The organism is Desulfacinum infernum DSM 9756, from assembly GCF_900129305.1.
Lineage (GTDB): Bacteria > Desulfobacterota > Syntrophobacteria > Syntrophobacterales > DSM-9756 > Desulfacinum > Desulfacinum infernum.
In genome coordinates, this window is sequence record NZ_FQVB01000010.1 from 20,571 (window position 1) to 40,831 (window position 20,261).

Below are 20,261 nucleotides of genomic sequence, written 5' to 3' on the forward strand. Positions count from 1 at the left end.
CGACATGCGGATTCCGAAGATGAAGGTGCTTTTTCTGGCAATGGCGCTGGTCGCGATGGCGGCGGGAACGGCGCTCGCGGCCAAGATCAACCTGACCATGTTCTATCCCATCGCCGTGGGCGGAAAGCCCTACCAGGTCATCAACGAGCTGATCCAGGACTTCGAAAGCAAGAACCCGGACATTTCCGTCAAGGCCGTCTACTACGGAAACTACGACGACACCCGCACCAAGTGCCTGGCGGCCATCAAGGCGGGAGAGCCGGTTCAGCTTTCGGTTCTCTTCTCCATCGACATCTTCGACCTGGTAAATCAGGACCTCATCCTGGCTTGGGAGGACGTGGTCCAAACGGACGAGGAGCGCGCCTGGCTCAAGAGCTTCTATCCGGCTCTCATGGCCAACAGCATGTACGAAGGCAAGACCTACGGCATCCCCTTCCAGCGCTCCACCATCGTCATGTACTACAACAAGGAAGCCTTCCGGGAGGCGGGCCTGGACCCCGAAAAGCCCCCCGCCACCTGGGATGAATTGGTGGAGATGGGCAAGAAGCTGGTGAAAAAGGATGCCAACGGCCAGGTGGTCCGCTGGGGGCTGAGCATCCCCTCCACCGGGTATCCCTACTGGATGTTCCAGTGCTTCGCCATCCAGAACGGGCTGGAACTGATGAACAAGGAAGGCACCGAGGTTTACTTCAACCGCCCCGAATCCGTGGAAGCCCTTCAGTTCTGGCACGATCTGGCCTACAAGCACGGAATCATGCCCAAGGGCACCACCGACTGGGGGACTCTGCGCCAGCGGTTCCTGGAAGGCAACACGGCCATGATGTGGCACACCACGGGAAATCTCACGCCGGTGAAGGAAAACGCCCCCTTCGAGTTCGGAGTGGCCATGCTGCCGGCCCACAAGCGCCGGGGAAGCCCCACGGGCGGCGGCAACTTCTACATCTTCAAGCACACCTCTCCGGAAGAACGCGCGGCGGTCCTGAAGTTCGTCAAGTTCATGACGGAACCCATCAACACGGCCAAATGGTCCATCGGGACGGGCTACATCGCCACGCGGCCGGAAGCCTACGAAACGGACCTGCTCAAGGAGTACGTGAGCGCCTTCCCCGCGGCCACGGTGGCCCGGGACCAGCTGGAATATGCCGTGGCGGAACTGTCCACGTATGAAACGGCGCGGGTGAAGAAATTCCTGGACGACGCGATCCAGTCGGTCCTCACGGACAACGCCACGCCCAAGGAGGCGCTGGACAAGGCCCAGGAGGGAGCCGACAGGATTCTCCGCCGCTACCGCTGACGCCAACCGAAAACCTGGGCCCATCCGGGGGCGTCCCCTCCGGCTGGGCCTCGTGGAAAAAGAACGATGAACCCCAAGATCGCCCGGCACGTCTATGGATGGCTTCTCTTTTCTCCGGCCGCCATCTTTTTCATCCTCTTCACCCATTATCCCATCGTGCGCTCCTGTGTGCTGAGCTTTTTCAGCAACCCGAGGGGATCGAAGCCGCCCCGGTTCGTGGGCCTGTCCAACTACGACTACCTGATCCACGATCCCATCTTCTGGCAGGCGCTCAAGAACAACCTCATATACGCCTTCGGCACCATCCCCATCACCATATCGCTGGCCATCGTCATGGCCGTGTGGGTGAACCGCCGCATGCCCGGCCGGGCCTTCGTGCGGGCCGCCTACTTCACGCCCACCATCCTTCCCATGATCGCCATCGCCAACATCTGGCTCTTCTTCTACACGCCGGGCGTGGGCCTTTTTGACAGCATTCTGAACGCTCTGGGATATCCCGGGCGAAACTGGCTGGGCAACCCCGACACGGCCCTTCTGTGCCTGATGGTGATCGCCATCTGGAAGGATGCGGGATTCTTCATGATCTTCTACCTGGCGGCGTTGCAGGGCATCCCCCAGGACGTGGTGGAAGCGGGCAAGATCGAGGGCGCCGGCCGGTGGTACTTCTTCCGGCGGGTCACCTTTCCGCTCCTCATGCCCACCACGGTCTTCGTGGTCTTCAACGCGCTCATCAACACCTTCCGGATCGTGGACCACATCTTCATCCTGACCAAGGGGGGGCCGGACAACGCCACCCAGCTCCTGCTCTACTATCTGTTCCAGAACGCCTTTGAATTCTGGGACACGGCCTATGCAGCCACGCTCACGGTGGTCATCATGGTGATCCTGATGACGCTGGCCCTCACCCAGTTCAAGGTGTTGGAGCGCCGGACCCATTACCAATAGGAGGAGGGGATCGGCAGCCCGCGGGAAGGCGCGGGTGGAGAACCGCCGAAGACCTGCAAAGCGCGAATTGAGGAAACCATGACGTCTTCCGGATTCTGGTCCAAGTTGGAAACGGTGGCGGCCTGGATGCTGGGGATTCTCTGGGCCATGCCGCTCCTGTATGCCATCTGGGCGGCTTTTCATCCGCCCGCCTATGCGGTCAATTTCGACCTCACCGCCCCCGTCACGTTGGCCAACTTCTGGGAAGCCTGGCACACGGCTCCCTTCGCCCGGTATTTCATCAACACCATCCTCTACACCACCATGACCACGGCCCTTCAGTTCGTTCTCTGCACCCTGGCGGCCTACTCCTTCGCCTGCTACGACTGGAAAGGCAAGGATCTGGTCTTCAGCCTGATCCTGGTGCAGCTCATGGTCATGCCCGACCAGCTCCTGGTGGTCAACTACCAGACCATGTCGGCCCTCCAGCTGGTGGACACCATTCCGGCCATCTCCCTACCCTACATCGCCTCGGCGTTCGGAGTCTTTCTGCTTCGGCAGAACTTCAAGCAGGTCCCCCTGGCCCTGGCGGAAGCGGCCCGCATCGAGGGGGCCGGCCCCTTGCGGATCCTGCTCAAAATCTACGTTCCGCTTTCCAAATCCGTTTACCTGGCCTACGGACTGGTCTCCATCAGCTGGCACTGGAACAACTTCCTGTGGCCCCTGGTGATCACCAACTCCGCCACCACGCGCCCTCTCACGGTGGGGCTCGCCATCTTCGGGTCTCCGGAAAACGGGGTGAATTTCGCCGTCGTCTCGGCGGGCACCCTCATGTCCGTGGCCCCGCTGCTCATCGCCTTCCTGTTGTTCCAGCGCCAGTTCGTGCAGAGCTTCATGCGCGCGGGCATCAAGTAGGAGAGAGCTATGGAGGAAAAGGGGACGAGGCCGTCCGACGTGGCCCAGCCGGAATACAGCGAAGACGGCGTGGACCTGACCCTGATTCGCTGGATGCTTTCCCTCAGGGCCGAAGAGCGTCTGAACGTGCTCCAGCAGACCGTCCGATCCCTTGCGGAATTAAGAGATGGTGACCTCAACCCCTGATTTTCGGGCACTCCTGGAGACCCTCAGCCATCACGGCGTGCGCTTCATCGTGGTGGGCGGTTCGGAAAAAGGTTGCTGCCATCCCTTTTTGGCAGCTCCAATCAAATCAGCAGGCCACGCGGCCGCCCGCCGACAAAATCCGCCTACGTTTCAAGACCGGGCCAGTGGATACCAAACATTGGCATAGAGGGTCTCTGTGCTTGAACTGGAGGGAAATGACGAGTAAAAAAGAGCATAATAATGCCCTGAAGTGAGGGATTTTTTTTCATCGGCTTTTGCAATCACTACGCGCTCAGCGGGTAGGGATAAACCCTACCCCTACCCAAGGGTACAATGCGTTTTTGTGGGGCGGGCTTATGCCCGCCCTTCGGAATCGTGCCACGAGAAAATATCGTCCGCAACGTCCCTAAAAACGCCCGATGGGCACCCCGTTCGGTGTGCCACCCAGTGGCAAAGGAACCCTTGGTACAACAGATCAGCAGCTCTAGATGCGGTAGATCCGCCGATCATGGACACGCGTTTTCCGTTTCATGCGGAGGAGTGGCCGAATGAGCGGGATTCACGATCAGATTCTTCATGCCGGGGCCGTGGTACGCGGTCCGCTTCTTCCGGAGCCGGTGGAAGTCATCACAACCATTCCCATGGGCGATTCGGTGAAACTCATCGCCAAGGGGCTCCGCACCGGCCGGGTTCATGAGCCCATCCTGAGCCCGGAACAAATTTCCCAATTGACCCTGTCACCGGCCACCGAGCCCTTCGACGGGGACGCCCTTCGCTTCAAGATCGGCATCGAGGCGGAGCGCTTGGCGCTGGCCTACGAGTACGATCCCTTCTTTTCCCTTTCCATCGCCCGGGTGGATCCCCTCCCCCACCAGCTGGAAGCGGTCTATGAATACTTCCTGAGACTCCCCCGCATCCGGTTTCTCCTGGCCGATGACCCCGGTGCCGGAAAGACCATCATGGCCGGACTGCTCCTGAAGGAGCTCAAAATCCGCGGCCTCGTCCAGCGTACCCTCATTGTGGCGCCGGCCAACCTCACCTTCCAGTGGCAACGCGAGATGAAGGACAAATTCCGGGAGGCCTTCGAGGTCATGCGGGGAGATGTCCTTCGCAGCCAGTACGGGCAAAACCCATGGCAGGAAAAGGATCAGGTGGTCACGTCGGTTTCCTGGATCTCTCGCATCGAAGACGCCCGGGAAAGTCTGCTTCGGACCCGATGGGATCTCATCATCGTGGACGAGGCACACAAGATGAGCGCCTACAGCCAGGACAAGAAAACGCTCGCCTTCAAGATCGGGGAGGAACTCTCGGAACGCACCGACCATTATCTGCTGATGACCGCCACGCCCCACAAGGGGGACCCGGAAAATTTCCGGCTCTTTTTGACCCTCCTGGACCGGGACGTCTATGCCGACGTGAAAAGCCTGGAGGAGGCCATGCGCCGCCAGTCCGCGCCCTTTTATTTGCGCCGCACCAAGGAGGCGCTGGTGACCTTTCCCGGCGATGAGGGCACCGTCCGCCCGCTTTTCACCAACCGGGACGTGCGCACGGCGGCTTTCGAGCTGGACGGTGACGAATGGGAGTTCTACGACGCGCTCACCCGCTATGTGGAAGAGCAATCCATCAAGGCGTCCGCAGGTGATTCCCCCCAGGCCCGGGCCATCGGGTTCACCATGGCCATGCTGCAGCGGCGCCTGGCATCGAGCATCTACGCCGTGCGGCGAAGCCTGGAGCGCATGCGGAAAAAGCGGGAAAAGATCCTGGAGGACCCCGAAAAGTACCGCCGGGAGCAGATCGAGCGCCGGCTTCCCGAAGATTTCGACGATCTCACGGAGGAAGAGCAGAACGAAATCCGCGAAGAGCTGGAGGGGGTGGTGGCCTCCATCAACCCGGCGGACCTTCGGGAGGAGATCCTCCAGCTTAGCAAATTGATCGACCAGGCCCGCGCCCTGGAAGCCCGGGAGGTGGAGTCCAAGCTCAACAAGCTCCGGCAGGTCCTGAACGAACAGAAGATCTTCAGCGACCCGCACATGAAGCTCCTCATCTTCACCGAGCACAAGGACACGCTGGACTACCTGGCCGGCGACGGCCAGGACGGCCGCCCTCTGGGGAAACTCCTCGAGTGGGGCCTTTCGGTCACGCAGATCCACGGCGGTATGAAGATCGGCGACCGGGACACGCCCGGGACCCGCATCTGGGCCGAACGGGAGTTTCGCGAAAACGCCCAGGTGCTCGTGGCCACCGAAGCCGCCGGGGAAGGCATCAACCTGCAGTTCTGCTGGTTCATGATCAACTACGACATCCCCTGGAACCCCGTGCGCCTGGAGCAGCGCATGGGCCGCATCCACCGCTACGGCCAGACCCGGGACTGCCTCATCTTCAACTTCGTGGCGGTGAACACTCGGGAAGGCCGGGTGCTGCAAAAGCTCCTCCAGAGGCTCCAGGAAATCAAAAGCGAACTGGGCACCGACAAGGTCTTTGATGTGGTGGGCGAGGTCTTCCCGTCGAACCTGCTGGAAAAGCTCTTTCGAGACATGTACGCCAACAAGCTCAAAGAGCCGGACATCGAGGCGCGGATCATCCGGGACGTGAGCCCCGAGCGGTTCCGGGCCATTACGGAATCCACCCTGGAGGGCCTGGCCAAGAGAGAACTGAATCTCGGCGCCCTCATCGGCAAGTCGGCCGAAGCGAAAGAACGAAGGCTGGTCCCCGAGGTGATCGAGGATTTCTTCACCACCGCCGCTCCCATCGCAGGGATCCACCCCAAGAAGGAACGGACCAACCCTCATGTCTACCGCATCGGTCGGGTTCCCGGGCCGCTGGTCACCCTGGGAGAAGATCTGGAGCGCCGTTTCGGCCGTCTGGGAAAGAACTACCATCGCGTCACCTTCGACAAGGCCTTCCTGAATCACGACCCGACCCTGGAGTGGGTGACGCCCGGCCATCCGCTTTTCGAGGTGGTGCGCCGGGACGTGCGGGAACGGGTCGGAGAAGATCTGAAGCGGGGCGCCGTCTTTTTCGACCTGCACGCCCGGGATCCCTATCGCATCGACGTTTTCGCCGCGTCCATCAAGGACGGGCGGGGAAACACGCTCCACCGAAAGCTCTTCGCCGTCCGCACCGATCCGGACGGAACCCTGTCCATACGCCAGCCCACGCTCCTCCTGGAAGTCACGCCGGCACCCAAGGGAACGCGCCCTCCCGATGTACCGGGACTTCCCGACCGCGCCGCCGTGGAGCGGGAACTGGTGGCCCGGGCCCTGGTCCCCTTTCTCAACGAGGTTTCCCGGCAGCGAGCCAGGGAAAACCAGATCGTCCGCGAACACCTGGAGATTTCACTGAAAGAACTCATCCACCGCCAGAACCTGAAGCTGGCGGAACTTATGGAACGTCGTCAGTCGGGGGACACCAACCCCGGTCTTTCGGGCCTCATCGCCCAGGTCGAGCAGCACCTGGAGGACCTGAACCGCCGGCTGGAAACCCGCCGCAGCGAACTGGAGCAGGAACGCCACTGCACTATCGGGGACATCCAGCACCTGGGGCGGGCCTGGGTGCTCCCCCATCCGGACCGCGACAAGCCCGAGGTGAAACCCCTGGTTCGGGACGAGGAGATCGAGCGCATTGCGGTGCGCGAGGCCGTCCGCCACGAGGAGGCGCGCGGCTGGGTGGTGGAGAGCGTGGAGGCGGAAAACCGAGGCTTCGACCTCATCTCCAGAAAGCCCCATCCCCATGATCCCAAGACCTTCACCGAGGTGCGATTCATCGAGGTCAAGGGCCGGGCCGGTGTGGGGGAGGTAGCCCTTTCGTCCAACGAGTACAAGACGGCCCAGCGGCTCGGAGCCGACTATTGGCTCTACGTGGTTTACAACTGCGCCACCACGCCGCAGCTTCACACCATCCGGGATCCGGCCAAACTGGGCTGGAAACCGGTGATGCGCGTGGAGCACTATCATCTGGATGCCGAGGAAATTTTGTATAGTTCGGGATATTGGAGGGTATGAACATGGATGTGCAGAAGGCGAAGAGAGTACTGCAAGAGGCTGGATTCACGATCAGGCAAGAAAATCGACTTCCTAACAATACCGGTTACCAATTACGTCTTACTAGCGGACAGGTTGTAAATGTTTATGATAAGGGAACATTCAATGTACAAGGAAAAGATCCTGACCGAATAAAAAATATTTTGGAAAAGGCGTACACTGACGCTATCGAAATACAACAGCATGGAAATCATGTCTTTGTTGTCTATGGACATGATCAAAACGCACGCACTGAACTTGATGCCCTCTTACGCCGTTGGGGACTAGAACCGCTTTTCTTGGATGAGTTGCCGTCAGAAGGGCAGACGATAATTGAGAAGTTGGAAAAGTACACGTCGCAAGTTTTTTTCGCTGTAGTTCTAGCGACCCCTGACGATGAAGGATACCGCGCTGGCCACCAAGATGAAAAGAAGTACCGAACTAGGCAAAACGTGGTACTCGAATTAGGCATGCTACTTGCTGTTTTGGGTAGAAAAAGAGTCGCAATCCTTATCAAGGACCCCGAATCGATGGAGAGACCATCTGATATTCAGGGACTTATATACATTCCATTTAAGGATAGCGTTAACGATGCGCGTATACAGCTAGCAAAGGAACTTAATGCGCAGGGGTACCATATTGACGTAAGCAGGTTGTAATATGAACATTCCCTTAAATATGCCTCGTAGGCTTATAGAGGTCGACCTACCCATCAAGGAGATCTCGGCTCACGCGCGGCGGGAAAAATCCATCCGCCACGGCCACATTTCCACCCTGCACATCTGGTGGGCCAGGCGGCCGCTGGCGGCATGCCGTGCCGTGCTCTGCGCGGCGCTCTGGCCCGACCCGGCGGACCCGGCCTGCCCGCCCCGGTTCCGGGAAACGGCGGCCCAGGTGATGACCCGGTTCGCCCGGGCCGTTCGTCAGAGTTCGAAGCTGGCCGGACTGTGCGCCAACCATTGGTCGCGATGGAACCGCCTGGGGCAGGACGGTTTTTCCGGCCAAGAGCCGGAATCGTGGAAGGACCTTCGGGGCGCTTTGCTGGATTTTATCGCCGATTTCGCCAACTGGGACGCCTCCACGGTTCCGGAATTTCTCGATGCGGCGCGAATCCTCACCCAGGCGGCCCACGAGGCCCTGGGCGGCGCCCCCGGCACCCGCCCGCTGGTGGTGGATCCCTTCGCCGGAGGAGGCGCCATCCCGTTGGAGGCCCTCCGGATCGGGGCCGACGCCTTCGCTTCCGATCTCAACCCCGTGGCGGTGCTCCTGAACAAGGTGGTGCTGGAATACATTCCCAAGCACGGCAAGCGCCTTGCCGAGGAGGTGCGGCGCTGGGGCGCATGGATCAAAGAGCGGGCCGAGGAGGAGCTTGGCCGGTTTTACCCCAAGGATCCGGACGGCGCGGTTCCCATCGCCTACCTCTGGGCCCGGACGATCCGCTGCGAAGGGCCGGGCTGCGGCGCTGAAGTGCCTCTTATGCGTTCCCTTTGGCTTTCCAAGAAGAAGGGCCGGCAGGTGGGCCTTCGCCTCATCCCCCGCGGGGACGGAAGCGGCGTGGACGCGGAGATTGTCGAAGTTCCGACTGTTTCCCAAGGCAACCGTAGGGGCGGGGTTTACCCCCACCCGGAAGGAACGGTCCGGCGCGGGTCGGCCACCTGTCCGTGTTGCGGCTACACCACCCCGGTGGCCTCGGTCCGAAGCCAGCTCAAAGCCCGCCGGGGCGGGGCGGCCGACGCCAGGCTCATGGCGGTGGTCACCACCCGGCCCGGACAGCCTGGCCGGTTCTACCGCCTGCCCACTGATGAGGACTTTCGGGCTGCCCAATCGGCGGCTGAAGAACTTCGGCGCCGGGAAGCGGCCCACACCGGTCCGCTCAGCCTGGTACCGGAAGAGCCTACGCCTAACCCGGGAGGACATCGAGCCGTTTCGTCTGTTCAGCTATATGGACTAATCACTTGGGGGGATCTTTTCACCCCCCGGCAGGTCCTGGCCCTGACGACCCTGGTTCGGCTGGTGCGGGAGGCCGGCGAACGCTGCCGCGCCGAGTGCGATGCAGGGTTGGCGGAAGCGGTGACGGCGTGTTTGGGATTGGTGATTGATAAACAAGCAGATCTAGGGAATTCTTTATGCGCATGGGAACCATTCGCTGAGTGCCCCAGGCATCTCTTTGGCCGACAAGCAATCCCCATCGTTTGGGATTTCGCTGAGAGTGTTCCTGTGAGCGAGTCGAGTGGTGGATGGGCCCCATTGCTTGATGGCATGATCAGGTGTTTCCAGTCAGTGGGTTGCGATTGGCGAATCGGCCACGCCCAACCCGCCTCGGCCACGGCGCATCCTTTGCCCGACGATGCGGCCCAAGCTTTCGTCACCGACCCGCACTACTATGATGCGGTGCCTTACGCCGACCTCTCCGACTTTTTCTATGTCTGGCTCCGGCGCACTTTGAACAACGTCCAACCCATTCTATTGGGCGAGGCTACCACACCGAAAGAGGATCAAGCAGTCGTTTTGCACCCTGGTTCTGCCGAAGAAAGGGCCGAATTTGAACGCAAGATGCAGAAAGCCATGGAGGAAGGTCGCCGAGTGCTGGCCCCCGCTGGAGTCGGCCTTGTGGTCTTCGCCCACAAGTCCACCGCCGGCTGGGAATCAATGCTCCAAGCCATGGTGGATGCGGGCTGGATCATCACCGCCTCCTGGCCCGTCGACACCGAAATGGGAACTCGAATAAATGCGATGGGTACCGCTTCGCTCGCCTCCTCGGTCCACCTGGTGTGTCGCCCACGGGAAAATCCGGACGGCTCGGTTCGCCAAGACGCCATCGGCGACTGGCGGCAGGTGCTGCGGGAGCTTCCCCAGCGGATCCACGCGTGGCTTCCGCGGCTGGCGTCCGAGGGCGTGGTGGGTGCCGACGCCGTCTTTTCCTGCCTTGGCCCGGCCCTGGAGATCTTTTCCCGTTACTCGAGGGTGGAAAAGGCCAGCGGGGAGGTGGTGACCCTGCGGGAATATCTGGAACAGGTGTGGGCCGCGGTGGCGAGGGAGGCTCTGGCCATGATCTTCGACGATCCCGATACCGCCGGGCTGGAAGAAGACGCCAGGCTCACCGCCATGTGGCTCTGGACCCTTTCCACCGGCGCCAACGGGAACGGCACCGCCAAGGCGCTGGATGATGAAGACTCCGAAGAGGAGGAAGAAGACAGCGGGACGTCCAGGTCCGCCGGCTTCACCCTGGAGTTCGATGCGGCCAGAAAGATCGCCCAGGGCCTGGGGGCACACCTGGAGGACTTGGGCCGGATGGTGGAGATCAAAAAAGACAAGGCCCGGCTTCTTTCCGTGGGCGAGCGGACCCGGCACCTTTTTGGCAAGGTCGAAGGCCCGAAGCCGGCGCGCCGCCAACCCAAGGGGAAACAGCTCAACCTTTTCGAACAGCTCCAGGCGGCCGAAAAGGAGGCGGACTGGGGAAGGCTGGGAACGCCCCCGGTCGGCGGCACGGTGCTGGACCGGGTGCACCAGGCCATGATCCTTTTCGGCGCCGGTCGGACCGACGCCCTGAAGCGGTTCCTGGTCGAAGAAGGCGCGGGCCGGGACACCCGCTTCTGGAAGCTGGCCCAGGCCCTTTCGGCGCTCTATCCCGCCGGCACCGAGGAAAAGCGCTGGGTGGACGGCGTCCTGGCGCGGAAGAAGGGCTTGGGATTCTAGGCGGCGGTTTTCGGAGGGGATGAACCCCGTCCCGACGGGGTGGGATCACAACCGGAGTCTTCCGTAGGGGCGGGCTTTACGCCCGCCCGTTGGATGCGCCTCGTTGGGTTGCTTCACCCGGGAATGGTTTATGTGGGCGGGGATGAACCCCGCCCCTACAAGGGCGGAATTGAGACCGGCGGGGGCGAAGTATGAACCCCGTCGCGACGTGGGTGGAATTGCAATCGCGGGGTGGCCGGGGAGGCGTGCCGTCGCGACGTGATCTGAGGCGAAGCGAGATTCAATAGAGAACAACGGAGACTCTGCCATGAGATTGAAACCCTGGTACAAGGTGATCACCCCGAGGGAAGACCTGCGCGATGGGCGCCCGCTGGATGCCTCCGAGTTCGCGGTGCACCTGGACCAGGTGCGTGACGGTCGGGCCCCGGCCGTCTACCAGAACCCCAGGGAATTTTTCGAGCGGACCTACCTGACCCAAAACCTTTCGGCGCTGGCCGTGGAAGTGATCCGCAGGCTCAGCGGCATCAAGGTGGAGACCTCGCCCGTTTTCAACATGACGACCCAGTTCGGCGGGGGTAAGACCCACGCCCTGACCCTGCTCTATCACCTGGCGAGGGGCGGGGCCTCGGCGGCCGAATGGAAAGGGGTGCCCCTACTGCTTTCCGATGCGGGGATCACCAAAGTCCCGGAGGCAGCCGTGGCGGTCTTCGTGGGAACCGAGTTCGACGCCATCACGGGGCGCGGCGGCACGGACGGCACGCCCCATAGGAAAACCCCCTGGGGTGAAATCGCCTGGCAGCTTGGAGGCCCGGAGGGATTTTCCGTGGTGGCCGAGCACGACGAGCAGCTCACCTCGCCCGGAGGGGACGTCATTTCCAAGATGCTCCCGGCGGACCGGCCGGTGCTGATCCTGTTGGACGAGTTGATGAACTTCGTCAGCCGCAGCCGCAAGAGCGGACTGGCCGCCCAGCTCTACAACTTTTTGCAGAACCTTTCCGAAGCGGCCCGCTCCCGCGACAACGTGGTGCTGGCGGTGTCCATTCCCGCCTCGGAGTTGGAGATGACGGCCGAAGATCAGTCGGACCACGAACGGCTGAAGAAGCTCCTGGACCGGCTGGGCAAGGCGGTCATCCTGTCGGCCGAAGCGGAGACATCGGAAATCATCCGACGCCGCCTTTTCGAATGGTACGGGTTGCCGGACGAGGCGAGAAAGACGGTGGCCGCCTATGCGGACTGGATGGTACAGCACCGCACGCAGCTTCCCAATTGGTTTCCCGTGGACAACGCCCGAGAAGAGCTTGCCGCCTGCTATCCCTTCCATCCGTCGGTGCTTTCGGTTTTTGAACGCAAGTGGCAGGCGCTGCCGCGCTTCCAGCAGACCCGCGGCATCCTGCGGCTGCTGGCGCTCTGGGTTTCGCGGGCCTACATGGACGGGTACAAGGGAGCTCACAAGGACCCGCTCATCACACTGGGAACGGCGCCGCTGGAGGACCCCATGTTCCGTGCCGCGGTGTTCGAGCAGCTCGGGGAGTCGCGCCTGGAGGCCGCCGTCACCACCGACATCGCCGGAAAGGCCCATGCTCATGCCGTCCGTTTGGACAAGGAGGCCACGGCCGAAGTGAAAAAGGCGCGACTTCACAGGAAGGTGGCCACCACGATCTTTTTCGAGTCCAACGGGGGACAGCAGCGGGGTGAAGCGACGCTTCCCGAGTTGCGTCTGGCGGTGTCCGAGCCGGACCTGGACATCGGCAACATCGAGCAGTGTCTCGAGGCGCTGACCGACACCTGCTATTATCTATCCGCGGAGAAAAACCGGTACCGATTCAGCTTCCAGCCGAACCTGAACAAGCTCCTGGCCGACCGGCGGGCCACCGTGTCCGGTGAAGCAATCCGCGACCGTGTGAGGGCGGAAATCCAGAAGGTGTTCGCCGCCGGAAAGCAGATGGAACGGATTTTCTTTCCCGAACGAACCAACCAGGTGCCGGACCGCCCGGCGCTCACCTTCGTGGTGCTGGCCCCCGAAAACGACGCCGGGGATCCCGGCACGATGCGGTTCATGGAAGAGATGGCCAAGGAGGCGGGCACATCCTCACGGACCTACAAGAGCGCCCTGGTGTGGTGCGTGGCCGAGTCCGGGACGGTGCTTTCCGAGGAAGCCCGGAAGGTTCTGGCATGGGAGGCCATCCAGTCGGAGGCCGCCGATCTCAAGCTGGACACCACCCAGCTTCGCCAGTTGGACGAGAACCTGAAGCGGGCCCGCAGGGACCTGCACGAAGCGGTCTGGCGGACCTACAAGAACGTGTACCTTTTGGAGGAAGGCAACACCCTTCGAAAAATCGATCTGGGACTGGTCCACTCCAGCGCCGCCGATTCCCTCCCCGCTCTGATCCTCGGGCGGCTCGTCCAGGAAGACCTGGTGACAAATAACGTGAGTCCCAACCTCCTGATACGCAACTGGCCGCCGGCGCTGCCCGAATGGAGCACTAAAAGCGTTCGGGACGCCTTCTTTGCTTCCCCCAAGTTTCCCCGCCTTCTAACGGCCGATGCGGTCAGGAAGACCATCTCGCGAGGGGTGGAGGAGGGCTTTTTTGCTTGCGTCACTAAGGCGGCGGACGGCACCTACGAGAGTTTCCGCTACAAGGAACCGCTGGCGGAATCCGATGTGGAGATCTCCGGCGATGTGTACCTGATCCCCAAGGAAGCCGCCGAAGCCTATCTAGAAAGCCGGAAGACTCCGCAGCCCGTCCCCGAGCCGACGCGGGACGAAGAGAAGGGAGGCCGCCCTTACGTCGCCCCTACATCTCCCGGGCCACTTCCCTCGGCGGAACCGAAGGCGGGGGCGCTGAGCACAGACGCCCCGGAGGTGCGGGGCGGTTTTCGATGGAGCGGGGAGGTCCCGGCCCAGAAGTGGATGAATTTCTACACCAAGGTTCTTTCGCGTTTCGTCACAACCCCGGGATTGAAGATCACGGTCACGGCGAAAGTTTCTCCGGATTCGGGAGTTACGGAATCCACGCTGCGGGACCTAAAGGTCGCCCTGCGCGAACTGGGCCTAAACGAGGAAATTGAAGAAATCCCTACGGACAGGGATTAGCGATTCGTGGATGTCCGCTTGCCAATCTGCCAGCCGCTCACTCGCTCTGCCGTATCACATGGGGAGGCGAACAAGCCCTTGAACACTCGGAGACGACGATGGCGGAGCAAGCGGAAGGAAGATGGAGCCCAGGTGGAAAGAGTCACAACATTAGGCACTTTTCTCTTGACTTCCGGCAACAGAATGACGATCAATAAAATGAAAATTGAACAGCGTATCCAAAGCCGGTGGGCCGGCAGATGTAGAGTGGAAACCCGCTGCTACCCGATTATTCGGGACCTGTGGCGGGTTTCCTATTTTCGGGGAGACCATTATGCAAGTTGCCTTTCTGATCGACGGCGGGTTTTATGAGAAAAAGTTTGAGGGGATTGTTGGTCGCCCACCGGAGGCACCCGAAGTCCGGACAACCTGCGATGCATCCCTGGGTTGGGACGATCTCCGAGGGGACAGTTTGTTCCGTATCTATTATTATGATTGTTTCCCGTTTGATGGGACGGCCAGAAATCCAATCTCGGGAGAAAAAAAGGACTTCACCACTACATCGATCTACAAGAGAAAAAACGCCTATCTTCGCAATTTGAAGTTGCAACCCCGGGTCGCCTTTCGTTCTGGTTCGCTGTCAAACGATGGATGGAAAATCCCGTCCAGAAACCTCAAAAGGATTATCAAGAAGCTGGAAGAAGGCAAGAAGTTGTCAGCGGACGATCTGGTGATCAACCTCAGGCAAAAGAAGGTCGATATCAAGATCGGCCTGGATATCGCTTGGCTGTCAAGCAAGCGTATCGTGGAAAAAATCGTTCTTGTAACGGGCGATTCCGACCTCGTGCCCGCAATGAAGTTTGCAAGGCGTGAGGGAATAATGGTTTATCTTCTACACTTCGATCATCACGTGAAAGAAGAGCTGAAAGAACATTGTGATGGGATTATCAAGTTGGACCTAAAGCAGATTCTTTGAGGAGAAAACTGGCAAACCCGATGGCGACCTCCGCCAAAATAAGATCCGTCCTAGCCCGAGCTACTTTTTCATCGGGTTTCATTATCACCGTGCTATTAGCGGGCGGGGATGAACCCCGCCCCTACCCGCGGGGCCAGTGCGCTCTTGCAGGGTCGGTCGGGCTTGCGGCCGCCCTTGAAGACCGCACGATGAGAAAGAATCGCCCATTTCGGTCCGTAGCAGAAGAGGCCGAGAATCGGGAGTTTGCCTTTCGCATCGAGTTCGTCCAAGTGGATGAGGCAATGAGGCACTCCGCCCTGTATGCGTTGCTTTCAGATAACCTTCGATGCCCCTTCTCCCTGTGGACATCGTGGAATTTCCGCAATACCGGCCATCGGCAATCGCACAAGACGAGTCCAAGAGCGCCTGTTTGGTATCCGTGTGGTATCCCCGGATACACGAAGGGGTCAGGCCATACGGCCTGACCCCTTTCTGTTCTGGAGCCGGCGATGGGATTCGAACCCGCGACCTGCTGATTACGAATCAGCTGCTCTACCCCTGAGCTACGCCGGCTCAACGGACGTGGGCGCTTATATCATGTGGATTTTCGGAGAGTCAACCCGTTTGTGGCCCGCCCGAAGGGGCCGGTCTTGGATGAAAACCCGTCGCCGGCGGCACCTTCCCCGGGGCGGCGTTTGGGCACGGATCCCACGCCCTTCCGGGCAATCCCCCCCCGACCCCCCTTTGGAAAAGGGGGGGAGAAGCCCTTCCAAGAGGAATTTGAAGGGAGGGCAGGTTTCTGACCCGTTCCGGGCAGAAAGCCGTTTTCGGGAACGACCCGACGAGGGCGTCTTCCGGGCCACCCACCACCCATCACCCGTCACTCATTACCCATTACTCATCACTCGTCACTCGTCACTCCCGACGAATCACGGTTCACGGCTCACGGATCACGGTTTACGGTTCACGGCCTACGGCCGAAACGCCGTGCACTTCATCTCCAGCTGGGCGCCCCGGGGAAGCGCGCTCACTTCCACCACGGCCCGGGCGGGCTTGTGGTCCCCGAAAAAGTCCGCGTAGAGCTGATTGAAGACCTGGAAATTTTTCAGGTCCGTCAAGAAGACGTCCGCGGCCACCACGTCCGAAAGGCCGCATCCGGCCGCTTCCAGCACCGCCTTCACGTTGGCCAGCACCTGCCGGGCCTGGGTCTCGAAATCGTCTCCCGCCATCTCCCCCGTTTCGGGCACCAGCGGAATCTGGCCGCTCACATACACCCACGGGCCCGCCTGCACCGCCTGGGAATAAGGGCCGATGGCCGCCGGGGCCTTTTCCGTCTGCACGAATTTCAACGCCATCTCGGTTCTCCTTTCTTCGGGTGTTCTGGGCACGTCCCCTCATAGCACCGGAAAAGGCGGTTGCCAAGCGGCCGTGGAGGCTTTATGATGCCTTCGTCGTTTTGTTGAAATCTCCATAGGTTGGACCGGTCGAACAGAGACTTCGAGGCGGCGGTGGCACTTCCCCCCATCACCAAGATCCTCATGTACAGCCACGACACCTTCGGGCTGGGCCACATCCGGCGCACGCTGGCCATCGCCCGCAGCCTCCGCAAGGCCCCCGGCACGGTCCTGATCCTCACCGGATCCCCCCTGGTGGGCCGCTTCAACATCCCGCGCCGCGTGGACTTCGTGCGCATCCCGGGCATGATCAAGGTCACCAACGAGCAGTACCTGCCCCTTTCCATGAAGCTCGAGGCCACCCAGGTGCTGGAGATCCGAAAGAGCATCATCCTGAGCACCGCCCAGGCCTTTGGGCCGGACTTCTTCGTGGTGGACAAGGCCCCGCTGGGCCTCAAGCGGGAAGTGGTGGACACCCTCCTTTGGATCAAGGAATCGCACCCCCAGTGCCGTTCCATCCTGGGGCTTCGAGACATCATGGACAGCGCCTCGTCCACCATCGAAGACTGGGAATCCAAGGGCATCTACGAAGCCATGGAATCCCTCTACGACGAGATCTGGGTGTACGGCCACCGGGATTTTTACGACCCGGTCAAAGAGTACGGGATTCCCGACACCGTGGCCCGGAAAGTCACCTTCACCGGATACATCCCTCGACACGTTCCCACGGAGGCGGACGTAGCGGCCGTCCGAAAGGAGTTGGACCTGGCGGGTCACCACAAGATGGTGCTCATGACCACCGGCGGCGGCGGAGACGGCTATCCGGTGGTGAACACCTTCCTCAAGGCCTTCGAAACCCACACCGTGCCCGACGGCATGCGCGCCGTGATCGTCACAGGACCCTTTCTTTCGGCCGGCCTCTACAAGGACGTCAAGAGGCGCTGCGAGGCCATCGGCTTTACGGTCCTGCGCTTCCACCGGTTCATGGAGGGACTCATCGGGGCCGCCGACGTGGTGGTGAGCATGGGCGGCTACAACACGGTCTGTGAGATCATCAGCCAGCGCAAGCCCTTCCTCATCATTCCGCGGACCGTCCCCCGCGAGGAGCAGCTCATCCGCGCCCAGGTGCTTTGCTCCAAGGGCTACTGCGAATACCTCCACCCGGACCAGCTCACCCCCGAGGCGGTCTTCCAAAAGGTGGTGCACCTTCTGAACAACGGCCGGGAAATGTCCCGACGCGCGGAACATTTTCCCTTCACCGCCCTGGACGTGATCCGCCAGCGGGTTCTTCAAAACAGGAAGGAGGCGGTCCGGTGAAGGAGGCGAGAAGCGCGGCGCTTCCGGCCCGGCAGGCCGCTGAACGTCCCCGGGCGGACTCGGCCGCGCCCGGCAGGACCGGCGTTCTGGGCATGATCCTCAAGGGATACCCGCGCATCTCGGAAAGCTTCATCAGCACGGAAATCCTGCTCCTGGAATCCCTGGGCGTCCCCATTCAGATCTTTTCCCTCCGCCAACCCCGGGAATCCTTCACGCACCGGAGCGTCCAAAAGATCAAGGCTCCGGTGACCTACATGCCCGAATACGTGCTACCCCACTTCCGGACGCTCATGACCAGCAACCTTCAGCTGTGGCGGCGCCTGGGCGCGCGGTACGCGCGCTGCCTGGCCGGGGCGATCGCACGGGCGGCGGAACGAAAAAAGACGGCCACCCTGCGCCATTTCCTTCAGGCGGGGCACCTGAGCCGGCTGCGGCTTCTGGACGGGACGGTCACGCACCTGCACGCCCATTTTTGTCACACGCCCACGTCGGTGGCCCTTTTCGCCTCGGAACTCACGGGCCTTCCCTTCAGCTTCACCGCCCACGCCAAAGACATCTACACCTCCGAGCCGGAACAGCTCCGCCGGAAGATCCACCGGGCCCGGTTCGTGGTGACTTGCACCCGATACAACGCCGATTATCTCCGGCGGATCGCGGGCCGGCCGGTGCCCATCCACACCATCTACCACGGGATCGATCTGGACTTTTTCGACTTCGGAACGGACCCGCCCCCGGCGCCCCCCTATCGGCTCCTTTCCGTGGGGCGCATGGTGCCCAAGAAGGGCTACGACGATCTTTTGGCCGCCCTCCGAATCCTGGCCGACGAAGGGCTGGACTTCACCCTGGACCACATCGGATCCGGGGACGAAAAGGAAAAGATCGAGGCCCTGTGCCGCCGGCTGGGACTGGACCACCGGGTGCGCTTCCGGGGGACTCTGCCCCACGAACAGGTGATCGGCTACTACCGCCGGTCCCACGCCTTCGTGCTGGCATGCAAGGTGGCCCGGGACGGCGACCGGGACGGCATCCCCAACGTGCTGGTGGAAGCCATGGCCGTGGGTCTTCCCGTCATCTCCACCCGCGTTTCGGCCATCCCCGAACTGGTGGAAGACGGCGTGACCGGCACCCTGGTGGACCCGGGAAACCCCGGCCGGATGGCAAGGGCCATCCGCAAGGTGCTCACGGCCGCCGACGGCACGGCGGCCCAGGTCCGGGCGGCCCGGCGCAAGGTGGAAGCCGATTTCGACAACCGCCGCTGCGTCCAAAGACTTTACGAACTCTTTCGCCAGGCCCTCGCCCAGCCGTGAAGATCGCCTTCTACTGCCCCAACAAGCCTCTGGGCCATCCCGAACCGTCGGGGGACCGGACCATCGCCCGTGGCATCTTCGAGGCCCTGAACCGTCTGGGCCATGAGTGCCGGGAGGCGGCGGTCTTTCGCGCCCGCTGGTTCTGGAGACGGCCGAAAGGCTGGCTGCGGGCCGCCCGCGCGCTGACGGAGGCCTTTCGGCTGTGCCGCGCCTGGCGGCCCGACCTGTGGCTCACCTACCACACCTACTACAAGGCCCCGGACGTGATCGGACCCTGGCTGAGCCGCCATTTGGGAATCCCCTACGTTCTGTTCCAGCCCATGTACAGCACCAAGAGGCGCCGCGATCCCCGAACGCGCCCGGGGTTCCATCTCAACCGGGCCGCTCTTCTCGCCTGCCGGCACGCCGTCACCAACAACCGAAACGACGTGGCGGCCTTGCTAAGGATCCTTCCCTCCCGGGCCGTGAGCCTGATCCCGCCGGGGATCTTTCCGGAAGAGTTCCCAAGGGACGAGGCGGCGGGCCTGGAAGTGCGCCGGGCCTTTGGCCTCACCGAAGCGGATACGGTGCTCATCACCGTGGCCCGGTTCCGCCCCGGGGTCAAATGGGAAAGCCTCCGGTTTCTCCTGGAAGCGCTCGCCCGGGAGCCGCTCAAGCGCGAGGACTTCCGCCTCCTCATCGCGGGCGACGGCCCGCTGGAAGACCGGGTGCGGGATGCGGCCGAGCGGAGTCTTTCGTCCCGGGCGATCCTCACCGGCCGCGTGGAACGATCCGATCTCCACAGGTATCTCAGCGCCGCGGATCTGTTCGTCTTTCCGGGGATCGGGGAATCCCTGGGCATGGTGTACCTGGAAGCCCAGGCCTGCGGCCTTCCGGTGGTGGCCCTTCGGCAGGGCGGCGTGGACCAGGTGGTGGAAGACGGCGTGACGGGTTTTCTGGTTCCCGACCCCGATCCGGACGCCTTCGCCCGGGCCGTGGCCCGGCTTCTCGCGGATCGCCGCCTGCGACTCGGCATGGGCCGACAGGCGAGCCGATTTGTCCAAACCCGAAGGAACCTCCACCGAAACTACCGGTACCTGAGCCGATTGCTGGAAGCCGTTGCGGGCGGCAAAACCTGACGATCCCGGAGAGGCTCGCCGGCGACCCGAATGGCGGCCAAGGCCGCTCCTACAAGGCAAAAG

13 protein-coding genes and 1 tRNA gene are annotated in these 20,261 nt (G+C 61.9%); 12 read left to right on the forward strand and 2 right to left on the reverse strand.

Annotated elements, in window-relative coordinates; all coding sequences use genetic code 11:
* Positions 1-4: 4 nt before the first annotated feature.
* The 9 genes from BUB04_RS06030 (at position 5) to BUB04_RS06065 (ending at position 15,083) form a co-directional block, all read left to right on the forward strand.
* Positions 5-1,294, forward strand: coding sequence for an ABC transporter substrate-binding protein (locus BUB04_RS06030; protein WP_073038094.1), 1,290 nt, complete (start codon positions 5-7; stop codon positions 1,292-1,294).
* Positions 1,295-1,360: 66 nt separating this feature from the next.
* On the forward strand, positions 1,361-2,239 hold the full coding sequence (locus BUB04_RS06035; protein WP_073037936.1) for a carbohydrate ABC transporter permease: 879 nt from the start codon (positions 1,361-1,363) through the stop codon (positions 2,237-2,239).
* 78 nt (positions 2,240-2,317) lie between these two features.
* Complete coding sequence (locus BUB04_RS06040; RefSeq protein WP_073037938.1) at positions 2,318-3,133, forward strand: carbohydrate ABC transporter permease; 816 nt, start codon at positions 2,318-2,320, stop codon at positions 3,131-3,133.
* Between the two features lie 9 nt (positions 3,134-3,142).
* A complete protein-coding gene (locus BUB04_RS19260; RefSeq protein WP_178371921.1) occupies positions 3,143-3,319 on the forward strand; it encodes a hypothetical protein in 177 nt (58 codons plus the stop codon).
* Between the two features lie 548 nt (positions 3,320-3,867).
* Complete coding sequence (locus BUB04_RS06045; protein ID WP_073037940.1) at positions 3,868-7,320, forward strand: protein NO VEIN domain-containing protein; 3,453 nt, start codon at positions 3,868-3,870, stop codon at positions 7,318-7,320.
* Positions 7,321-7,322: 2 nt separating this feature from the next.
* The gene (locus BUB04_RS06050) at positions 7,323-7,997 is read left to right on the forward strand and encodes a TIR domain-containing protein (RefSeq protein WP_143156375.1); all 675 of its coding nucleotides are present in this window, start codon (positions 7,323-7,325) and stop codon (positions 7,995-7,997) included.
* Between the two features lie 19 nt (positions 7,998-8,016).
* The gene (locus BUB04_RS06055) at positions 8,017-11,034 is read left to right on the forward strand and encodes a DUF1156 domain-containing protein (protein WP_143156376.1); all 3,018 of its coding nucleotides are present in this window, start codon (positions 8,017-8,019) and stop codon (positions 11,032-11,034) included.
* A 307-nt stretch (positions 11,035-11,341) separates the two neighbouring features.
* Positions 11,342-14,128: an ATP-binding protein gene (locus tag BUB04_RS06060; RefSeq protein WP_073037944.1), complete on the forward strand. Its 2,787-nt coding sequence runs from the start codon at positions 11,342-11,344 to the stop codon at positions 14,126-14,128.
* A 313-nt stretch (positions 14,129-14,441) separates the two neighbouring features.
* Entirely contained in the window at positions 14,442-15,083 is a 642-nt protein-coding gene (locus BUB04_RS06065; RefSeq protein ID WP_073037945.1) for an NYN domain-containing protein, read from the forward strand.
* A gap of 477 nt (positions 15,084-15,560) precedes the next feature.
* Here the strand turns inward: BUB04_RS06065 and BUB04_RS06070 are convergent.
* A tRNA-Thr gene (locus BUB04_RS06070) sits at positions 15,561-15,635 on the reverse strand.
* A gap of 398 nt (positions 15,636-16,033) precedes the next feature.
* On the reverse strand, positions 16,034-16,417 hold the full coding sequence (locus BUB04_RS06075; RefSeq protein ID WP_143156377.1) for a RidA family protein: 384 nt from the start codon (positions 16,415-16,417) through the stop codon (positions 16,034-16,036).
* Positions 16,418-16,570: 153 nt separating this feature from the next.
* On the opposite strand from BUB04_RS06075, the gene BUB04_RS06080 reads away from it, so the two are divergent.
* From BUB04_RS06080 to BUB04_RS06090, 3 genes are read left to right on the forward strand one after another with little or no spacing between them, the layout of a single operon-like run.
* Positions 16,571-17,773 carry a glycosyltransferase family protein gene (locus tag BUB04_RS06080; RefSeq protein ID WP_245795137.1) on the forward strand — a complete coding sequence of 401 codons (1,203 nt, stop codon included), beginning with the start codon at positions 16,571-16,573 and terminating at the stop codon, positions 17,771-17,773.
* Positions 17,770-19,080: a glycosyltransferase gene (locus BUB04_RS06085; RefSeq protein WP_218588380.1), complete on the forward strand. Its 1,311-nt coding sequence runs from the start codon at positions 17,770-17,772 to the stop codon at positions 19,078-19,080. Before BUB04_RS06080 ends, BUB04_RS06085 begins: the two co-directional genes overlap by 4 nt.
* Positions 19,077-20,198: a glycosyltransferase family 4 protein gene (locus BUB04_RS06090; protein ID WP_073037947.1), complete on the forward strand. Its 1,122-nt coding sequence runs from the start codon at positions 19,077-19,079 to the stop codon at positions 20,196-20,198. Before BUB04_RS06085 ends, BUB04_RS06090 begins: the two co-directional genes overlap by 4 nt.
* The last annotated feature ends 63 nt before the right edge of the window (positions 20,199-20,261 follow it).